This is a genomic window from Flavobacterium sp. (assembly GCF_035760125.1).
GTDB lineage: Bacteria > Bacteroidota > Bacteroidia > Flavobacteriales > Flavobacteriaceae > Flavobacterium.
This window is the reverse complement of the sequence record NZ_DASTTN010000440.1, coordinates 1-19,035: the sequence shown is the minus strand read 5'-3', so window position 1 is coordinate 19,035 and position 19,035 is coordinate 1. Positions and strand designations below refer to the sequence as shown.

Annotated in this window: 17 protein-coding genes; 6 read left to right on the top strand and 11 right to left on the bottom strand. The window is 32.3% G+C overall.

What is annotated here, in order from left to right; translation table 11 throughout:
* The first annotated feature begins 216 nt into the window (after positions 1 to 216).
* From VFS71_RS15640 to VFS71_RS15630, 3 genes are all read left to right on the top strand, one after another.
* Positions 217 to 2,277, top strand: coding sequence for a S9 family peptidase (locus tag VFS71_RS15640; protein WP_326402425.1), 2,061 nt, complete (start codon positions 217 to 219; stop codon positions 2,275 to 2,277).
* Positions 2,278 to 2,350: 73 nt separating this feature from the next.
* Positions 2,351 to 3,391, top strand: a complete 1,041-nt coding sequence (locus VFS71_RS15635) for a cysteine synthase family protein (RefSeq protein WP_326402423.1) — start codon at positions 2,351 to 2,353, stop codon at positions 3,389 to 3,391.
* A gap of 341 nt (positions 3,392 to 3,732) precedes the next feature.
* Positions 3,733 to 4,686 (top strand): LamG domain-containing protein, encoded by a 954-nt coding sequence (locus tag VFS71_RS15630; RefSeq protein ID WP_326402421.1) that lies wholly within the window; start codon positions 3,733 to 3,735, stop codon positions 4,684 to 4,686.
* 111 nt (positions 4,687 to 4,797) lie between these two features.
* Here the strand turns inward: VFS71_RS15630 and VFS71_RS15625 are convergent, their stop codons facing one another.
* The 11 genes from VFS71_RS15625 to VFS71_RS15575 form a co-directional block, all read right to left on the bottom strand.
* The gene (locus tag VFS71_RS15625) at positions 4,798 to 5,508 is read right to left on the bottom strand and encodes a YebC/PmpR family DNA-binding transcriptional regulator (protein WP_326402420.1); all 711 of its coding nucleotides are present in this window, start codon (positions 5,506 to 5,508) and stop codon (positions 4,798 to 4,800) included.
* A 98-nt stretch (positions 5,509 to 5,606) separates the two neighbouring features.
* Positions 5,607 to 7,643 carry a S41 family peptidase gene (locus VFS71_RS15620; RefSeq protein ID WP_326402419.1) on the bottom strand — a complete coding sequence of 679 codons (2,037 nt, stop codon included), beginning with the start codon at positions 7,641 to 7,643 and terminating at the stop codon, positions 5,607 to 5,609.
* 8 nt (positions 7,644 to 7,651) lie between these two features.
* On the bottom strand, positions 7,652 to 8,734 hold the full coding sequence (gene gcvT / locus VFS71_RS15615) for a glycine cleavage system aminomethyltransferase GcvT (RefSeq protein ID WP_326402418.1): 1,083 nt from the start codon (positions 8,732 to 8,734) through the stop codon (positions 7,652 to 7,654).
* A 327-nt stretch (positions 8,735 to 9,061) separates the two neighbouring features.
* Positions 9,062 to 9,772 (bottom strand): hypothetical protein, encoded by a 711-nt coding sequence (locus VFS71_RS15610; protein ID WP_326402417.1) that lies wholly within the window; start codon positions 9,770 to 9,772, stop codon positions 9,062 to 9,064.
* Between the two features lie 86 nt (positions 9,773 to 9,858).
* Positions 9,859 to 11,298 (bottom strand): MBOAT family O-acyltransferase, encoded by a 1,440-nt coding sequence (locus VFS71_RS15605; protein ID WP_326402415.1) that lies wholly within the window; start codon positions 11,296 to 11,298, stop codon positions 9,859 to 9,861.
* 12 nt (positions 11,299 to 11,310) lie between these two features.
* On the bottom strand, positions 11,311 to 12,360 hold the full coding sequence (locus VFS71_RS15600; protein WP_326402413.1) for a hypothetical protein: 1,050 nt from the start codon (positions 12,358 to 12,360) through the stop codon (positions 11,311 to 11,313).
* 485 nt (positions 12,361 to 12,845) lie between these two features.
* Positions 12,846 to 13,424: an NAD(P)H-dependent oxidoreductase gene (locus tag VFS71_RS15595; RefSeq protein ID WP_326402411.1), complete on the bottom strand. Its 579-nt coding sequence runs from the start codon at positions 13,422 to 13,424 to the stop codon at positions 12,846 to 12,848.
* Between the two features lie 66 nt (positions 13,425 to 13,490).
* Positions 13,491 to 14,066 (bottom strand): Crp/Fnr family transcriptional regulator, encoded by a 576-nt coding sequence (locus tag VFS71_RS15590; RefSeq protein ID WP_326402409.1) that lies wholly within the window; start codon positions 14,064 to 14,066, stop codon positions 13,491 to 13,493.
* A 132-nt stretch (positions 14,067 to 14,198) separates the two neighbouring features.
* On the bottom strand, positions 14,199 to 14,663 hold the full coding sequence (locus VFS71_RS15585) for a DUF1569 domain-containing protein (RefSeq protein ID WP_326402407.1): 465 nt from the start codon (positions 14,661 to 14,663) through the stop codon (positions 14,199 to 14,201).
* Positions 14,664 to 14,825: 162 nt separating this feature from the next.
* Positions 14,826 to 15,416, bottom strand: coding sequence for an HD domain-containing protein (locus tag VFS71_RS15580; RefSeq protein ID WP_326402405.1), 591 nt, complete (start codon positions 15,414 to 15,416; stop codon positions 14,826 to 14,828).
* 113 nt (positions 15,417 to 15,529) lie between these two features.
* On the bottom strand, positions 15,530 to 16,417 hold the full coding sequence (locus VFS71_RS15575; RefSeq protein WP_326402403.1) for a YitT family protein: 888 nt from the start codon (positions 16,415 to 16,417) through the stop codon (positions 15,530 to 15,532).
* 301 nt (positions 16,418 to 16,718) lie between these two features.
* Between VFS71_RS15575 and VFS71_RS15570 the strand changes: the two genes are divergently transcribed.
* From VFS71_RS15570 to VFS71_RS15560, 3 genes are all read left to right on the top strand, one after another.
* The gene (locus tag VFS71_RS15570) at positions 16,719 to 17,147 is read left to right on the top strand and encodes a hypothetical protein (protein ID WP_326402401.1); all 429 of its coding nucleotides are present in this window, start codon (positions 16,719 to 16,721) and stop codon (positions 17,145 to 17,147) included.
* 177 nt (positions 17,148 to 17,324) lie between these two features.
* Complete coding sequence (locus VFS71_RS15565) at positions 17,325 to 17,777, top strand: hypothetical protein (protein WP_326402400.1); 453 nt, start codon at positions 17,325 to 17,327, stop codon at positions 17,775 to 17,777.
* On the top strand, positions 17,774 to 19,035 hold a 1,262-nt coding region (locus tag VFS71_RS15560), incomplete at its 3' end, for a tetratricopeptide repeat protein (protein ID WP_326402398.1). The genes VFS71_RS15565 and VFS71_RS15560, both read left to right, overlap by 4 nt.

Genomic DNA, 19,035 nt, shown 5'->3' with positions numbered 1-19,035 from the left:
GTGTCTAAACGTTTTTTAGTATCTTCGATTTTTTGTTGGGTTTCTCTAAGTTTACCCATCATTCCCATTAAATCCATTTTGGTGATTTTTAAATTATTGAAAAACAAAATTACTGAATTTGATATTCAAAAACGTTAAATAAGATAAAAAACGAATTCGATTTAAAATCGCTTTGTGTTATTTTTGCCTTTTAAATACTAAAACCACTCGCAAACAATGCCAGAAAATAGTTTACCTCCTGTAGCTAAAGTTATCCCTAAGAAATTAAAGAAATTTGGTGAAGTCAGAATCGATAATTATTTTTGGTTAAACGACAGAGAAAACCCTGAAGTTATTGATTATCTCAATCAAGAAAATGCCTATTATCAAGAAAAAACGGCGCATACCAAAGATTTTCAAGTAGCTCTTTTTGAAGAAATGAAAGGGCGAATTAAGGAAGATGATCAGTCGGTTCCTTATTTGTACAATGGGTATTATTATATTACCCGCTATGAAAAAGGACAAGATTACCCAATTTATTCCCGAAAAAAAGAAAGCCTTTCTGCGAAGGAAGAAATACTTTTCAATTGCAATGAAATGGCTAAGGACAAGCCTTATTTTCAGTTAGGAGCATTGAGTGTTAGTCCAGATAATAAATTAGCGCTTTTTAGTTATGATATCGTTGGCAGAAGAATTTATACCATTCAGATAAAAAATCTGGAAACCAACGAAATTTTAGAAGATAAAATAGAAAACGTTACAGGAAGTGCCGTTTGGGCCAATGACAATAAAACGATTTTTTACTCGGATCAGGACGATGTTACCTTGCGTTCACATAAAATTTTTAAACATAAATTAGGTGCAAAACAAACTGATGATGTATTGGTTTATTTTGAGGAAGATGAAACTTTCAATGTGGAAATAGCAAAGTCTAAATCGCAAAAGTATTTAGCGATTGAATCGGACAGCACTTTGACCACAGAATACCAAATTCTGGATGCCGATAATCCAGACGGAGAATTTAAGATTTTCCAGAAACGGGTTCGAGGAATGGAATACAGTATTAATCATTATGGGGATAGTTTTTATATTATGACCAATAAGGATAAAGCCGAGAATTTCAAACTGATGAAAACTTCAGTAAATAAAACTTCTAAAGCTAATTGGGAAGAAGTCATAGCACACAGAAATGATGTTTTGCTGGAAGATATAGAGATATTCAAAGATTTTTTGGTTGTAGAAGAACGTGAAAACGGTTTGAATAAAATTAGAATTATGCCTTGGAGCGGAGAGGGGGAGTATTATCTTCCTTTTGAAAGTGAAACCTATACAGCTTATGCGACTTCTAATGTTGATTTTGATACCGATATATTGCGTTATGGGTACCAGTCGATGACAACTCCATCTTCAATTATTGATTTTAATATGAAGACCAAAACTAAGGAAATCAAAAAAGAGCAAGAAGTACTTGGTGGAAAGTTTGATAAAAATAACTATACCGAAGAACGTGTTTGGGCAACTGCAGAAGATGGGGTTAAAATCCCAATTTCTATGGTTTATAGAAAAGGTTTGAAGAAAGATGGTAATAATCCGTTGCTTCAATATGCTTATGGTTCTTATGGACATTCTATGGATGCCACTTTTTCGTCAACTCGACTGACTTTATTGGACAGGGGATTTGTTTTTGCCATCGCGCACATACGTGGCGGGGAAGATTTGGGAAGACAATGGTATGAAGACGGTAAATTATTGAAAAAGAAAAATACATTTACCGATTTTATAGATTGTTCCAAATTTTTAATAGCCGAAAAATATACTTCTCCTCAACATTTGTATGCAGAAGGAGGTTCAGCTGGTGGTTTATTGATGGGAGTTGTTGTAAATATGGCTCCTGAATTATACAATGGAGTTATTGCACAAGTTGCTTTTGTGGATGTTATAACTACGATGCTCGATAATAGTATTCCACTTACAACGGGAGAATATGATGAATGGGGTAATCCAAATGTTCGAAAGTACTATGATTACATGTTGTCTTATTCTCCGTATGATAATGTATTGCCACAAAAATACCCAAATATGTATGTTTCAACTGGACTGCATGATTCTCAGGTACAGTACTGGGAACCAGCTAAGTGGGTTGCGAAATTGCGTGCTTTGAAAACAGATAATAACATCTTGTTTTTGGATACAAATATGGATGCAGGCCATGGTGGAGCGTCTGGTCGCTTTGAAGCCATTAAGGAATTGGCAAAAGAGTATAGTTTTTTATTAGATTTAGAGAAAATTGAAATCTAATTAGATTTTTTTTGTTAGATTTGCATCATATCGGGGTGAATTAAAAAAATGCTCTCAGATAAACTATTTTTTTATGAAAGAAGAAATAAATGCTTATAATAATGTTTTAGAGTTAATAGGTAATACTCCACTTATTAAACTAAACAGTGTAACCGAGAATTTAAAAGGAAATTTCTATGCAAAAGTAGAATCCTTCAATCCGGGACACTCATCGAAAGATAGAATAGCTTTATATATCATCGAAGAAGCAGAAAAAAGAGGCATTTTGTCTCCAGGTGATACCATTATTGAAACAACTTCTGGTAATACAGGATTTAGCTTAGCAATGGTAAGCATCATAAAAGGATACAACTGTATTCTTGCGGTAAGTTCAAAATCTTCAAAAGATAAGATTGATATGTTAAGGAGTTTGGGTGCCAAAGTATATGTTTGCCCGGCACATGTTTCTGCAGACGATGATAGATCTTATTATAATGTAGCCAAACGCTTGCATGAAGAAACAAAAGGGTCTGTTTATATTAATCAATATTTTAATCAATTAAATATTGATGCGCATTATAAGTCGACTGGCCCTGAAATTTGGAAACAAACAAATGGTAGAATCACTCATCTTGTGGCATGTAGTGGGACTGGAGGAACAATTTCTGGGACGGCTAAATATCTAAAAGAGCAAAATCCTAATGTTAAGGTGCTTGGAGTTGATGCTTTTGGATCAGTTCTTAAAAAATATCATGAAACTAAAGAATTTGATAATGATGAAATCTACCCTTATCGAATAGAAGGATTAGGCAAAAATTTAATCCCATCAGCTACAGATTTTGATATTATAGATAAATTTATCAAAGTATCAGACGAAGAAAGTGCTCACTCAGCAAGAGAGATTACCAGAAAAGAAGGTTTATTTGTTGGTTATACTTCAGGAGCTGTAATGCAGGCAATCAAGCAATATGCCGAAGAAGGAGAGTTTGATGAAAACAGTAATGTCGTTGCTATCTTTCCTGATCATGGTTCTCGCTATATGAGTAAAGTGTTTAGTGATGAATGGATGAATGATCAAGGATTTTTTGATAGTATTAATGAAGAAGAAGCTCAAAAAGTTGAATTTATAAAATAAAATATAACTTTTTCAAATATAAAACTCCAGCTCTAAACTGGAGTTTTTTTGTGTCTAAAATTAGGGTGATAGAGAGTCAGGTAGTGATTTTTTTTTGCTGTTGTCTTAAAGTTTTATTAAATAAATGAATAAAACGATGTAAATTTGTTGTTTTTGTGTTGATAATGTTGTTGTTTTTTAAGAATATTGGAGTGATTGTTATTTTTTATTGCTTTTAGTGGATTTGACGAGTATTTTAACTCTTAGTCGGAATATTTAGGTATAGGCATTATCTAGCCTTAACTTTGATATTAATAAATGAGACTATGTTATTTATTATGTAAATTTAAAACCAGCAACTTATGAAAAAAGTACTACTCTTTACTGTTGTGTTTGTATTTACTTTTTTAGCTAATGCTCAAACACCAATTCAAGAATTTAATTTTGACGGCACCCTTGGTAATATTAATAATGATATTTCATTTTCGGGTGATATTAAATTTGTAAGTGATAGAACAGGGACTGCCAATAGTGCTATTAGGGTTACGAACAGCGTTATTGAAATGACCGCACTTAATTTACCTGTTGCTAATTCATCAAGAACAGTTTCAATTTGGGTTAAATATAATGATATCGCTATTGTAAATTATATTTGGGGTTATGGTTCTTATTACAATGCAGGCTATTTTGGTTTGTTACAGCAAGGTGCAATTACTTCCAAATCTGATTTAAATCTTGCTGGAAGCGGAGTAGCAAATGATGTAATGGTAACTACTACTATTGCCCAAAATACATGGTATAATTATGTAGTTACTTATGATGGTCTTACATCAAAGATTTATAGAAACGGTAAGTTGATAAAAGCTTCAATAAGTCCAAAAAAAATGACTTCTGGTTTAGTTTTTGCCATTGGGAGAATGGGAACATCAGTAAGTATTAATGCCGACATTGATGATTTAAAGATATACGATGTTGTTTTGTCTGGTGATGAAGTAGTAAGATTGTATAATAATACTTCAATTTTAGCGCCAAATGATTTTGCAGTAGTAAATGCGTCTAAAAAAGTTGGACAAATTGCGGTAGAGGAGTCTGTTAAAACAAGTAATGCTGTCTCTGTGAAGCCAGAATTAGTGTTGTATAATCCTGTTGAAACAAAAGTAATTAAATCTTCTGAAATCTATTCTGAACAAGGAGAAAAAGTATTTTCTGGTAATAAAAATCAGATTGATATTACTACTCTTCCTGAAGGTACTTATTTGTTGAAAGTTACTAATTCAACTCAAAATTCAAATACGCAAAAGTTGACGGTTAAATAAATATTTTGTTTTTTAGTAAATTAAAAAGGCTAGACTTAAAAGTTTAGCCTTTTTAATGCAAAAAAAGCTCTAGAAATTCTAGAGCTTTAATTATTTATGAAGCCGAAAGAATTACTCTTCCATTGTATGATAAACGTTCATCACGTCATCATCTTCTTCCATTTTTTCAATTAATTTTTCAACATCGGCCATTTCAGCTTCGGTTAATTTTTTTGTAATTTGTGGAATTCTCTCAAAACCAGAAGATAATATTTCTAATTTTCTGCTCTCTAATTCCTTTTGAATAGTTCCAAAACTACCAAAAGGAGCGTAAATTAAAATTCCGTCTTCATCTTCAAAAACTTCTTCTGCTCCAAAATCAATTAGTTCTAATTCTAATTCTTCTGGATCAATACCTTCTTTCGGGATTCTAAAATTACAAGTATGATCAAACATGAATTCTACAGAACCTTGAGTTCCCATAGTTCCATTACATTTGTTGAAATAACTTCTAACGTTTGCAACAGTTCTGTTGTTGTTATCAGTAGCAGTCTCAATTAAAAGTGCAATTCCATGAGGAGCGTAGCCTTCAAATAATACTTCTTTATAGTTGGCAGTGTCCTTATCGGTTGCTTTTTTGATAGCGCGTTCGACATTATCTTTAGGCATGTTGGCTGCCTTGGCATTTTGAATAACGGCTCTTAATCTTGAATTGGCTTCAGGATTTGGACCACCTTCTTTTACTGCCATTACAATATCTTTACCAATTCTGGTAAAGGCTTTGGCCATTGCTGACCAACGTTTCATTTTTCTACCTTTTCGGAACTCAAATGCTCTTCCCATTTCTTATTGTTATTTTGAACCGCAAAAATACAGCTATTCCTTATTTTTCCAAAAGCCTATTGAAAATCTTTTGCAAAATAGTGTGTAATTAGTTCGTTTTATTTTGTTTTTAATGTTTTATAATCAGCTATAATGGCTATTGCTTCATTAAGATAGTGATTGGATTTTAGATTATCGAGTTGCATTTTGTTATAGTCGATAAGTGAAGGGTAAATTTCGAGTAATGATTTGTTGTATTCTGAATTGGATACATTTAAATTCAAATCATCAGTTTTGAAATTACTGATTTCTTCGGATAGACTGTTAATGTTATTTTGGTTCTCAAAAACCGCTTCCAAGGTCATTGGAATTTCAAACTTGGATTTCTTTATCACATCATCAATCTTCGAATTAAGAGTAATTATGGAATTGAAATAGGAATCTTGAGCAACTCTGTTTCTGCTTTTTTGGGCAAGAGATTCAATCAATTCATTGCTTACATAAGGTGTAAAACGAATTCTTGATTTTAAGCTTTCATTTTTTAAAGCAGTAGGAAATCCGCTTTCTTTTTGAAAAACGTCTTGGTAAATTGTTGGAATTTGAACATCGGGTATAACTCCCACAGCCTGATGACTTTTTCCAGTAATCCTGTAAAATTTACTAATGGTTAGTTTTACAAAATGTTGATCGTCATTTTTTTCTAAAGGAACAATAGTTTGCATAGTAGCTTTTCCTAGGGTAGTGCTTCCTATCAAAAGTGCTCGGTTGTAATCTTGCATTATTGAAGCAAAAAATTCGCTTGCTGAGGCTGAATTACCATTAATGATAATTATAATTGGACCTTTGTAAATAACACCTCTATATGGGTCGTTTATCACGGATAATTCCTTTTTGTTATCAACCACGATGGATATTGGTCCGTAATCAATGAATAAACCGGCTAATTTTACTGCTTCTTCCATAGAGCCACCTCCATTGTCATTCAAATCAAGAACCAATCCTTTGATATTGTCTTTCATCAATTTAATGGTTTCTTTGGCAACATCTTGAGCGCAACCCTTACTGTTTCCTCCTTCAAAATTAGAATAGAAACTAGGTATTTTTATATAACCTATTTTGATGTCTTTGTCGATTATAAAACTATATACAGTGTTTTCTTCATCTTTTAGAACTTGTTTCTCAATATTGACTTTGAAACTCTTTCCAGAATTCCGTTTAATGGTTAATGTTATATTGGTGTTCAGCTCCGATGACATTAGAGTGGCTATGGATTCTAAAGAGGAACAGGAAACTTCTAGTGTTTCTTTTTGATTGGATACTGCAATAATTTTATCTCCTTTTTTGATTTTTCCAGTTCTAAAAGCTGGTCCATTTGGATCAATTTCGTCTACAATAATTTCGTTTTTATCATTTAGACTGACGTCTAATCCCAATGAAAGTCTTTCTTTGGATAAAGTAGATACGAAACTTGATTTGGTATCGTTACTGAAATAATTAGTATGAGGGTCAAAATAACCACAAAAAATATTAAAAAGATTGTCTTCAAATGATTTGTTATCAGAAAGTAAAGCATTGATTTTGCAAAGTTCATTCTCTATAATGCTCTTTTTAGATGTATGACTCATCGAATTAAAATTGAGTTTCAACGAATCTAAGTTTTTGCTTTTTTCAGAGATATCATTGAATACTTCAAACCTGATTTTTTTATTTAGGGCTTTCTCAACATCATTCTCTTTTAGATAGAAATTAAAGTTTCTTTGTTTGAAACGAATAGTGTCTTTTATGTTGAAATCAATAGTTTCTCGGTTGAGTTTTTCAAAAATAGATTTATTTCTTAGTAGTGATTTTTTATACTCACTTTTTATATCCGTAATAAAAAAACAATCTTTCTTCAAGATGAGATTGTCTAGGTTCAGTCTATATTTCTTGGATAATGTATCTACTTGTGATTTTAAAAAAATGTTTCTGGAGGGATCTAATTCATCAAATAATTCATCAAAAAGATAAGCCGATAAACTGTCGTTTACCGGCTTTGGGCTAAAATGCTCTTTTTGTAGTAATTTATTTATTTTGAATAAAATATCACAACTTGTATCACTATTTTGCGCAAATAGAGAGAATGTGGAAAACAGAAATACAAATGTGATTTTTTTCATACAAACACTTATTTTTTATAAAACGGGAGTTTTACCACTTTGGCAGGGACATCATTTTTTCTAATTCGGATATAAATATCACTGTCAACTGTACTGTTGGCTGTTGTAACATATCCTAAACCGATTCCTTTGTTCATAGATGGAGACATAGTTCCAGATGTTACAATTCCAATTACAGCTCCAGAACCATCAACTATTTCATAATCGTGTCTTGGCACTGCACGCTCTTGCATTTCGAAAGCTACTAATTTTTTGGTTACACCTTCTTCTTTTTGCTTTTTTAAATTATCAGAATTAGTGAATTCTTTATTGAATTTAGTAATCCATCCTAAACCAGCTTCTAGAGGTGATGTTGTATCGTTGATGTCGTTACCGTATAAACAGAACCCCATTTCCAATCGCAAAGTATCTCTAGCTGCCAATCCAATAGGTTTAATATCGTAAGCAGCTCCAGCCTCAAAAACTTTGTTCCAAATTGTTTCTACTTCGTCGTTCTTGCAATAGATTTCAAATCCACCTGAACCTGTATAACCAGTTGCCGAGATGATTACATTAGGAAAACCTGCAAAGTCAGCTACTTCAAAATGGTAATAAGCAATGGCTGATAAATCTATAGATGATAAAGATTGCATCGCCTCAACCGCTTTTGGTCCTTGTATCGCCAATAAAGAATAATCATCCGAAAGATTTTTCATTTCAACACCCAAATCATTGTGAGCCGAAATCCAATCCCAATCTTTTTCAATATTAGAAGCATTTACAACTAATAAATATTGTTCTTCTTTCATTTTATAGATAATTAAATCATCTACAATTCCGCCTTCATTATTAGGCAAACAAGAATATTGGGCTCTTCCAATAGTCAAAGTCGCAGCATCATTTGAAGTTACTTTTTGTATTAAAGCCAATGCATTTGGACCAGAAAGTATAAATTCTCCCATGTGCGACACATCAAAAACACCTACTGCATTTCGAACCGTTTCGTGTTCTGCATTCACCCCTTCATAAAGAATAGGCATATTGTATCCAGCAAACGGTAGCATTTTCGCTCCCAAACCCTCATGTATGTGCGTTAAAGCAGTATTTTTCATTGTTTTTTTTATATAATTATTAAAGTGCTAATTTATAGTTTTTATTTTGCGTGGCAAAGCCTATAAACGTTGAAATACTTTACATTCTATAAAGCGCGATTAATAAACGATAATCAGCAATTACAATATTGATTGGGGCGTAGCTCCACAGTTGAAAATTACGGTCGTTCTTCCTTAATTTTCAACTATGGAGCCGGGCTTTCGGCTTTATCTTTATTTTTTAAAGAAAAAAAATAAAGGATATCGCCTCAATCCCTTACGCAAAAAAGCCAAACAAACTTAAATGGTATAAAATAAGTTTGTTTGGCATTTTTGAATAGGTGTTCTTTATTCTACCGCATTATAGAAAACAACATCAGGTTTACCTATTACGCCAGCATCCGTCATGATTTTTTTCAAAGCGGGGTCTTTTATTCTCGCTTTTGCTTTCTCTAAATCGCTTATGGCAAAAGTTACATAAACCATATTTGGGTCATCTATACTTCTGGAAATAGCTCTGTCAACTAATCCATTGACCATTCTGGTTTCTTTGCCTTCGGCATCATATCCTTTTAACCAGGCATCAAAATCTTTTACTTTATGTCCAATCCGCACTCTTCCTTTTAATGTAGCAGGTGATTCTTCAAACCGTATTACATCGGCATATATGAATTCAGGAGCACTGGTTACACCTCCTTTTTTCATTCTTTCTTTTAATTCAGGATTGGCGGCAAAATCTTTGGCTTTTTGTAAATCTTCCATATTCAAGAAAACATAGACTTTATTTGGGTTATCCATATCTCTTCCCAAAGCTCTTAATGTCAATCCGCTTGCAGTTCTAACACTTTCGTGCTCGTCAAATGCTTTTTTCCAAGTATCAAAATCTTTTACGGTATGGGTTATAACCATAACTTTAAAGGGTTCAAAAGCAGGTTCTTCTTTTACTGCTACTTTTTCTGGGGAGCTTTCGGCTGGTGTTGCTTCTTTATCACTTTCTTTTTTGCAGGATGTGAAACTTAAGGCTAGCATTGCCACAAACATTGTCAAAATTGTTTTCATCTTTTTTTTATTTAATTGGTTGAACTTTACTTACTTTTTTATAAAATCAAAAAATATTTTTAAATAGAATGGAAAGTTGTTTTAGATTAAAACTGAAAATAAATAAAAGAACTTCCACTTTCTTGGGACCATATCAATAATAACATAATTGTGGACCATGCTATTCCAAGTTTCCACCAGCTTAGGTTATGTGCCACATCGAGTACTTTAGTGTTTTTCATAAACCAATGCGTGACTACTATTGCGGGGATTATGACCGAGACTTTAATAATTGCTAATGTGGTCAATAGTGCTTTTCCATCCGTTTCGTTTCCGGACATTGAAATTAACATTTGCCATGCTTTAGAAAACGTATCTGAGCGGAAAAATACCCATGTAATGTTTACTAACATGAAAGTGAGTAGTGCGTAAAAAAAGCCAACCCATCCACTGTCTTTTGTTGCATTATCGTTTTTGTGTAGATTGTCTTTTTTACTGTCTCTAAGGTATTTTTCAATCCATAAATAAAGACCATGCAAACCACCCCAAGCAACAAATGTCCAGTTTGCACCATGCCAAAGTCCTCCTAATAACATAGTGAGCATTAGCGCATAATAGGTTCGGAATTTACCATGACGATTTCCTCCAAGAGGAATGTATAAATAATCTTTGAGCCAGCTAGATAATGTAATGTGCCAACGTCTCCAAAAATCAGAAAAACCGATCGCAGCATATGGGTAATTGAAATTTTGTGGCAATACAAAACCTAAACACAAGGCTACTCCAATTGCACAGGTAGAATATCCGGCAAAGTCCAAGAATATTTGACCAGAAAAAGCCAAAACACCTATCCATGCATCCAATGCCGGTAAAGCATCATTGGAATTAAATACAGCATCGGCTGTAGCCGATAGCATTCCATCAGCTAAAACTACCTTCATAAATAAACCCAATGATAGTAATAATAAGCCGTCAAACATTTGTTTTTTTGAAGCAATTCTTTCGGTTTCAAATTGAGGAACCAGTTGTGGAGGACGTACAATAGGACCAGCCACTAAATGTGGAAAGAATGTAACAAACAAAGAAAAATCTAGCATTGACTTTACGGGTTCACTTCTTTTATGATACATATCTATAGTGTAACATAAAGTAGTGAAAGTGTAGAATGAAATTCCAGCAGGAAGTATAATATTTGGTGTTGCTGGATGATATTCTAAGCCAAAAAGATTGACAAACGAAACAAAATTTTCAAGTAAGAAAGTACCATACTTAAAAAAACAAAGCATTCCTAAATTACCAATTAAGCTTATTACCAAAAGAAATTTTTTCTTATGAGGATTGTTTTGGGTAAAAAGTGCTCGACCTACAAAAAAGTCAATCACTGTAGAAAGCCATAGCAATAGTATGAACGGGGGATTCCAAACAGCATAAAATATATAACTGGCAATAAGCAAGTTTATTTTTTTTAATTTCCATGAAATGGGAAGATGGTGTAAAACAAGTATAATTATAAAAAAGGCTACAAACGTATAAGAGTTGAATATCATAATTACAGGGTATTAATTTGAATTTTTGGAAAATGGAAATTCCCAACCTTTTTCATTCTTAAGAATTTCAATGAAATGCTGAGTGAAGATTTTGGCATCTGCAGGACTTAAATGTGAAAATTCAGGACAATTAAAGTTGGCAATTGCTGGGTAATCTTTAAAATGAATTCCGGGGCAATTGGTTATTTGAAGTAATTTGTTCCAATATTTTTCTCTTGGGAATGCCATATTCTCACCTTCGTAATATGGACCGCTTGATGGGGTTCTGACAAATATTACTTCTCCACCTCTTGATTTTATTTTATCGATAGCTATTTTTACAGATTTGAAAATATCATTTAATCCTTTTTCAGGCATTCGAGGTGCATGTTTATTCATTTCACTAAAGAAATGCCAAACTCCTTTTACTTGATCGCATAGTTTAGGGTCGGTTACAAAATCTTTGGTCATTGCAGATTGCCTATCAAATGTGTTGCGATTAAATTCCCATGGAAATATTGGCATCATAAATACTCCAGGTCGACTTGGAATTTCCATTTCATCCATTTTTGCATTAAGCGAAAAATTATCTTTATCGAGAAATACAAAAAATGATTCTAAAGGTTCGTTTAATACAAAACTAGCTTGTTGTGCAGGAGTTCTGTCGTGATAGTATTTAATGTTTTCTATTGGTTTTTCATTATTTGGCGGAGCATTCGAGAAAAATAATCCTTCGGTTACATCTATGATAAGTTTTCCTTTAAAATTAGGATCATTGGCTAAATCTTCTAATATTGGTCTTGGACAACTACCTTCAATTGCTAATTGTACAGCATCAAAACCCGTTTGGTTTTTCCACGTTGCAATGTCTAAATCATATTTATTTCTTGAAGAGCCTATAAAGACGACTGTTGAACTTGGCGATTGATAGACTTTTTCTCTACTATAAGACCATAAGGGAGGACCATCATCGTAGGAATTGTTTACACCAAGATTTCGAAGATAAATTTCCCAACATAGCACCACGCAAAGTGTTATGATTACCATTAAAATTGCTGATTTTAAAAGAGATTTGTTTTCCATTTACATAAATTAAGATTGTTGTTTGGTTATATTCTAAATTTAAAAAACATCATACAAATTGATAAAAGTGTACAATATATAAATAGGAAGGGGAGTCCTGAAAAAATAAATCTTTTTAATTTATCTCGTTGGGGTAGAGATGCTTAGTTTAATAAATGTCTTAACAAAAATACTGAAAATTAATTATATAAAATTGTAAATGCATGATTTTTAATTAATTGCAATTTTGTTTGTTAGCATTTTGTTTGTGTAGTAATAGGCAGGCATATAATAAAAAAACATCTCTTGTATTTGTAAAAGATACATTCTGGAAGTTAATTATTGTATACCTTTTTTGTGTTCAGCAGAATTTAAAAGTTCAATAAAAATGGAGGATTTTACCCTAACAGATTTGGAAACCTGTTAGGAAATCCTAGCTTAACTATTTTTCAAATTATTGATTGTTGAATCGAGGTTTTAGTTAATTGAAATGTACTTTATAGTAATCAACTCAATTTCAAACCCAGTTTTTCTACTTTGTCTAACCATTTGGAACGCAAAGTGGCATCTGCAGTTTTTATGATTCCGATGTAAGTTACCTTTTTTGTTTTTGCACCACAAAAACCCAGTGTTGTTTTTTTTAGCATATTAACACTTGGCTTGCCATAAACTAATTTGTAATACCAACTCGGTTGATCCAATGTTGTGATAATATGAGCAGTCTTGCCTTTAAGTAATTTGTCCCAAAATATGGAGTTTTCACGGTATTGGAATGCAAATCCCGGTAAGAATACGCGGTCAATAAACCCTTTTGTAACGGCAGGCAATCCACCCCACCAAACAGGATGCACCCAAACTAAATGGTCTGCCCAAATAATTTTTTCCCAAGCTAATACCAGATCAGGTTCTTGAGGTGTTCTTTTTTGATAACCAAATTTTAAATTGGGATCGAATTGCAAATTGGCTATAGTTATTTCTTGTACTTCAGCTTTGCTTTGGAGTGCTCCTTTTTTGTATGCAGATACAATTCCAAAATTTAAGCTTTCAGGATTTGGATGACCATTGATAATGAGGATTTTTTTCATTTTATAATTGTTATAATTTTATATTACAAAAATGTGGATTGAAAAATTAATTCTCTTTGATATATGTTAAGAAATGCTTTTCCGGATTCGGCTAAGTGATTCGGGAGTAATACCTAAATAAGAGGCAATATGGATTAATGGTGTTCTCTGAATTATTTTGGGATGTGCAGTTTGTAAAAAAGCTTGATATTTTTCTTTGGCAGGAACCATTTGTAGTTTTAGTATGCGATCAGCCATGCATAAATAATTTTGTTCAGCCATAATTCGACCTATCTTTTCGCATTTCGGTATAATTTGATACAATTCCTGCATCTTGTCATAAGTTATTGAAAGTGTCTCAGTAGTTTCGATACATTGAATTGCTTCGAATGATTTAGATTGGTTGATGTAACTTGAAAAAGCAGTTACAAAATCAATATCACAGGCTAGGTACGAGGTGATTTCTTTGTCTTCTTTTAAGTGGAAAACACGAATAAGTCCAGTAGTGATAAAATGAATTTTATTTGAAACAGTACCCGTGGTCAATATAAAATCTTTTGGAGAATAGGAGTTGGATTCGAAATAGCCGCAAATTTTATCTAGCTCTTCTTCAGTAAATGAAACTATAGAAAGTAATTGTTTTTTTAAATCGCAATAAGGCATAGATTATATTTGTATTTAATTTAAAACTAAATTAATATATGTTATTTTATAAAGTAATACTTCAATGTTAAAATATCAAAAAAGGAATATTTTTTTAAGAGAATAATTTTTTGTTTTCAGTATTTTATTATTTCAACTTTTACTTTCGATAATCTCTTTTATAATATTAATATGATGCCTAGTATGAATTTTTATAAATCGAATTGTTGGCTTCAAATTCAATTGTCCCATAAAAGGATGTTCGAAATAATTGTTTGCGGAAAGAGTATCTAATTTTTCCAAATTGCTTTTTACTTTTTCAAGATGACTTTTTAATGAATCGGTCGTAAAATCCTCTTGGGGTCTAACCATTTTTGGTGCTTTTACTTTTCCTCTTGGAATTTTATTAAGAGTGAATACTAGAAAACGATTAAAGTTAAAAGTTCTCTTGTAATTGTCCGGATTTGATTTTTGTATTGATTCAAGGACTAAGTTCATGGTTAGTAATGAATGCTCAATATGCCAACCTACTGAAGATTTTGAAACTAATGGATTTATTAATTCTTGATTAGGGATTTTGTTTTCTAACTCGATTAATAGTTTCTTTAGTTCTTCCATTACAATTTTTAATTTAATATTTTTTTAAGTTTTAAAAAATGAAGTCAAATGAGAAATCTGATATACATTTCTTTATAGGAAAGTAAATATAATGTATTCTAATAAAAACCATTAGTTACATAAAAAAATAGTTGAAATCGAGTTTGATTCCTTTTAGCAAAACTACTTTTCGTTTTTTTGCTGGATAAGTAATTCAAGATTTCTTTGTTTGATTGGGTTTCTGTATTGAATGCAATACGGAGTGTGGTATTGATGGCTTTGGAGGAATTTAATTTGTATATCGTTCCATTCGCTTATGCTTAGATTTGGGTTTGTATGTTTTATTTCAAAATATAGATTGGTTCCAATACGTTCAAAACTATCGGTACCAAGATACTCTAAGTCGGCATCGGCCAGTATGGATTCTAATTTTGTTTTAGGCACTTGTGGAATAGAAGTTGCCTGAATCATTCCTGCAATGATTTCAATTTCGTTTTTGGTGTATCCAAACTGAGGTAATTTATCTTCGGCTAACTGGATGCTTACTTCTTCGTGTCCATCAGCAATAGTACTGATAAATCCAGCGTCATGAAATAAAGCAGCTGTTTTTATTAATACTACATCTTCTTCAGGCATGTTCTCTTTGTGAGCAATATATTCAGCCATCCTAATAACATGTTCGGTATGTTTCCAATCATGATAGGTTAAAAAAGGGGCTAAATTCTCTTTTAATGAATTAATAACTGTATAACACAATAAATCCCAGTTTTTCATATGAAGATAATATTTGTTTTTATTGGAATATGGTATGCTTCGCCTGTTCGCTTACGCTCGGATCGGCATTCTTCATTCCGGTTTATGTTTTGGAATCATGGTGATTTCATATACTAATGCTTGGCCTTGTTTCTTAATATACCACCTCTTGCTTCTTTGATGTATTGAATGTACATGAAAGCATGAGGATCCAATTGGCTAACTTCTTCTTTTATTCTCAGTAATTCTAATCGGGTTACAACAGTTATTATAATATCACAATCTGTTTTTTCATGAAATGCATGTGGCAAATATCCTCTTTCTCCCTTAATAACTGTAATTCCTTTGCCAAATTGTTGTACGATTAATGATTTTATTGCCTCACTTTGGGATGAAATAATATGTAAAGAAGTGTATTGTTCTATTCCATGAGCAATGTAATCGAGGCATTTTATAGCCGAAAAATAAGTAACTATAGAATATAAAGCTGTACTTATGCCAAAAGACCATGCTGCACAAAGAAATAGTGTTGAGTTGATTCCAAAAATAACTTCCGATACGTTTAGACCAATTTTTCGGGTAGTAAATAAGGCGAGTATTTCGATACCATCTGCGGCAGCACCACTCCGAATAACAAATCCCATGCCCATTCCTATTAAGCATCCTCCAAATAGAGCAATTAATAAGCGATCTGATGTTACGGGCTGAATGTCTATAAATGTCATACTAGCTGATATCATTATAAAGGTGATTAAACTTTGTATAGCAAAAGTTTTACCCAGAACGGCTTTTCCAATAAATAAAAAAGGAATATTCAATACCAGTACCAAAATGCCAAAAGAGATGTGTGTTATTTCATGAATGAGTATTGAAGCTCCTATGACACCTCCGTCCAAAAATTTATTGGGAATCATAAAACCTTTTAAAGCTAATGTGATGAAAGCAACACCAACCAAATTGAGGATAATATTTTTCAGTTCGAATATTTCTTTCCAGTCGATAGGTTCTTGGTTGAATTTCATATTTTCTTTGGTTTTAATCGTGAGGTTAGTGTGAAAATACGTGTACAGTATTAAAAGACAATTAGTTATTGTTGTAAATTTAAGAAAAATACTTCTTTTGTAGTGTGTTTATCTAATAAAATTATGCTTTAACCCTTTTAATAGAATATCCTTAAGATTTTATGGAGATTCAAATAATAAAATCACTAAATTTGATATGTTTTAAATTTCAAATACCTCAAAATCTATCTGTTACTTTTCTTTTCCAAAAAAGACATTGACCTATAAAATTATTATTTATTAAAATTTAAATAAAATTATTATGGGTAAAAAAGTAACCATCACATTGACTGTTCAAACTAGCGGTCTTTATGGAATGAGTAGTCCAACACAATCACAAATTGATAGCCAGTGTTCTATAGCCGATGATAATTCTGGAAGTTCGTCAAATGGAACTTTGGAAGATTTTTTATCAAACGTATATAACGATTATGATGTAAAGTGGATTGGGGCATCAAATGATAATGGATTTACAGTAGCTATAGACAATATTGTTTCTAAGTCTGGGAGTATTTTTGATTCCACAACACTTAACGGAAGCGGTGGAAGGTCAGGAAATGTAACGGGTAAGGTAAAAAAAAACACACCGAACCTACAGATTGATACCTACACAATTAATTTCAGTGTATTTGATAGTGGAAATGCTTCCAAGTCATTTAGCATTGACCCCAAATTGCAGTCAAATCCTTGATTCTATTATCTTTCAATAAAGCTGAAATGCTTACTTCTTTTTTAGAAAAAAATCATAAGGCTAATTTAAAAATTATAAACTAGGTTTTATCCATTTCTCTTCCCTAGAATCTTCCCATTATATTAAAATTATAGGTTTATTAAAAACACGTGTATTAATTTAAATAAATCAAATATTATGGACAAAATTGTAATAATAGAATTAAATGCAGAAGCAAAAAAACTCTATTCATTGAATGAACCACCACAAAAAAGTGTAGACAAAGAATGTGCATTGAGAGACAATCATAACGGGAAAAGTCCAAACGGGAAAATCGAGGATTTTATATCGAATGTACATCTCAATAAGCGGGTCATATGGGTAGGTGACACGAAAGACGAAGGTTATACTGTTTCAATAGACAGTATCGTTTATTTACCCAATCCCAACGATCCAGATGATTTGGATTTTTTTCATACCAAAACCGTTAGTGGGACTGGAGGAAGCACCGGAATTGTTACTGCAATTGTAAAAAATGATGAAAGACTGATTAATAAACAGGATATTTACACTGTTAATTTCAGTATTTACGAGAATGGTTTAGCCCCCAAATGTTTTCGTATCGACCCAAAACTAGCTGGGAATCCATGAAGGTATTTCTATTATTTGGCAATTTCACTAAAGTGATTGTTTTGTTATGCTTTATATTTTTTCAAGGCTTACATGTTTATGCCCAGAATCAAAAAGTAGCCGATAGTCTAATCAAAATTTATAAAGACGATAAATTTTTAAATAATGTTGAGAAACTGGAATTGCTGCGAAATTTGGCTTTTAACGAGACTGCTAATTTTGAATTATCATTAAAGTTTTCTGAAGAACTCATCGCGTTGTCAAAGGCAGAAAACAACTATTTATATTTGCATAGGGGATATTATCAAAAAGGAAATAAAAAGAGACTTGGCGGAAATTTGAATCAAGCTTTAGATTCTTACTTCAAGAGTGCTCAAGCCGCCATAAAAGCAGGATATGCCGCAGGAGAAGGCGCATCATATTCCTCTATAGCAGATGTATATTCAGTGATGGGAAATTCCAATAATGCCGAGATATACTATAATAAATCCATTGCAATTTTAAGAAAAACATCAGATACTATTTCCTTGGCAACTGCTTTGTTAAATGCGGGCGACGAGTACTCCAAGAATTACAAATACAAGCAGGCATTGCATTATTTTATAGAATCGGGTTTACTGTTTAAGAAAGTTAATTATCCAATAGGAAAGGCTTATACTTTGGGAGATATTGGGATGGTCTATGCCAAAAAGGGAAGGGATGATCTGGCAATGAAAAACATCGGTGAAGCCATAAAAATACTCGAAACGCTTGGAGATTATTATGCTATTTCAGATTATCTTATTTATATGTCCGATATTTATTTAAAAAGAAATGACTGGGCAACTGCGGTTGCTTATGCGAAAAGAAGTTTGGAGCTGGCTCAAAAAAGAGGACTAAAAGAGCAAATAAGTAAGTCAAATCTTAGTCTTTCTGTTTTATATGAAAAAAGAGGTGATTTACCGAAATCTTTCCAGTATTATAAAAAGCATATTGTATACAGAGACAGCGTAAATAATGTTACATCAGTCCAAAAAATGGCAGATCTAAGAACTAATTTTGAGGTTTCAAAGAAACAGGCAGAAGTCGATTTAATGATGCAACAAAAAAGGAATCAAAAAATAATTACCATTTCTTCCATAGTTTCATTGGTTCTTGTTTTCTTTATTGCAGTTGGTTTGTTCAGAAGATATCGTTTTATCAAGAAAACGAATATTATCATTGAAGCTGAAAGAAAAAGATCAGATACTTTATTGTTGAATATCCTTCCTGAAGAAACAGCATTTGAATTAAAAGAAAG